At 36.9% G+C, this 1,774-nt stretch carries 2 protein-coding genes; both read left to right on the forward strand.

Annotated elements, in window-relative coordinates; translation table 11 throughout:
• Positions 1 to 676, forward strand: a 676-nt coding sequence (locus AC1DPZ_RS26495) for a DUF2334 domain-containing protein (RefSeq protein WP_477409144.1), incomplete at its 5' end; no start/stop codon positions are given.
• A 79-nt stretch (positions 677 to 755) separates the two neighbouring features.
• Positions 756 to 1,774, forward strand: a 1,019-nt coding sequence (locus AC1DPZ_RS26500) for a DegT/DnrJ/EryC1/StrS family aminotransferase (protein WP_477409146.1), incomplete at its 3' end; no start/stop codon positions are given.

Below are 1,774 nucleotides of genomic sequence, written 5' to 3' on the forward strand. Positions count from 1 at the left end.
GTATAACATAAAGCCCATAATAGCAGTGATTCCGGATAACCAGGATCCTAAATTACTAAGCTGTGGTAATATAAACCCTAATTACTGGCAACTGGTGCGTGATATTCAAAGCAAAGGTTATGTAATAGGTATGCATGGATTTGATCACTGCTATCTGAATCATAATTCGGGTTTGCTTAAAATCAACAAGCGATCAGAATTTGCCGGATTACCGTTTCACATCCAGGAAGAAAAGATAAAGGCAGCAGCGGCGATATTTAAAAGAGAAAATATTCAGGCGTCATTATTTATTGCTCCCGCTCATACATTTGATCGTAATACACTTTTAGCAATTAATAAATATACCGATATAAAAATCATAAGTGATGGTTTGTTAAAATCTCCTTATATAAGATTTGGTTTCAACTGGATTCCCGTACAGTTATCAGAGGTTGAACCTAAAACAAAAAACACATGGACTTTTAATTACCACCCCGAAACCTGTACAAATAAAGGTTTTCGTGATCTTGAAATTTTTATGGCAAGGTACCATGAGAATTTTGTTTCGCTTGCTGATTTATCATTTGGGAACTATACATGGAAAGAAAGCATTATGGAAAAGTATTGCATTTACAAACGCCTTACACGCGATTTCATTGATAGTATAGTCGCCATTTTTGAAAAAATACCCGCCTGATCTTTTTTGAGCCGTTAACCCGGGTTATTATCCATTTTATAAAATCTAACTAAACTTTTCACTTATTTAATATAACACTATGAAAATCCCTTTTTCCCCGCCTTATATTGATCAATCGGTTATTAATGAAGTTGTTAATACCCTTAATTCAAAATGGATCACTACCGGGCCAAAGGTAGCGGAACTTGAAAATGAGATGGTAGAATTTACTTCATCAGATGCGGCCATATGTGTTAATTCATGGACATCGGGCGCTATATTGATGCTAAAGTGGTTTGGGGTAAAAGAAGGGGATGAGGTTATTATACCGGCTTATACTTATTGTGCTACAGCCTTGTGTGTATTACATTGCGGTGCCATACCGGTGATGGTTGATGTTGATAATGATTTTTGCATATCACCTAACGCAGTGCTCAAAGCAATAACCTCCAAAACAAAAGCAATAATTGCCGTTGATTTTGCCGGATGGCCTTGCAATTATGATGAGTTAAACAAGATAATTTGCAAGCCGGAAATAAATGATCTGTTTATAGCCGCATCTCACAAACAAGAAGCTTTAGGCAGGATACTTTTAATCGCAGATGCTGCTCATTCGCTGGGTGCAACAATAAACGGTGTTGCAGCTGCAAAAAAAAGTGATGTAACTATATTTTCTTTTCATGCAGTTAAAAATATAACAACAGCCGAGGGGGGGTGTATATGTTTAAATCTGCCAACGAATTTTGATACGGCTGTAGAATTGCGTTTTTTAAAAATGTATACACTAAACGGGCAAACAAAAGATGCTTTTTCTAAATCAACAGGAGGCGGCTGGAAATACGATATTCTTTTCCAGGGGCTGAAAATCAACATGCCGGATATTTGCGCAGCAATTGGATTAGCACAGATTAAGAAATATCAGTCAGAACTTCTGCCGCTACGAAAACTAATTGCATTAAAGTATTGCAAAGGCTTCAGAAAAATGAACTGGTTTATTGCCCCAACTTTAATGGATGGCAATCGCGAATCATCATACCACCTGTTTGCATTGAGAATTAAAGGCATATCAGAGGTTCAACGCGACAATATCATTGATGATATTACAAGTAAGGGTGTAGC

It is taken from the genome of Mucilaginibacter sp. P4_G9 (assembly GCF_056400985.1).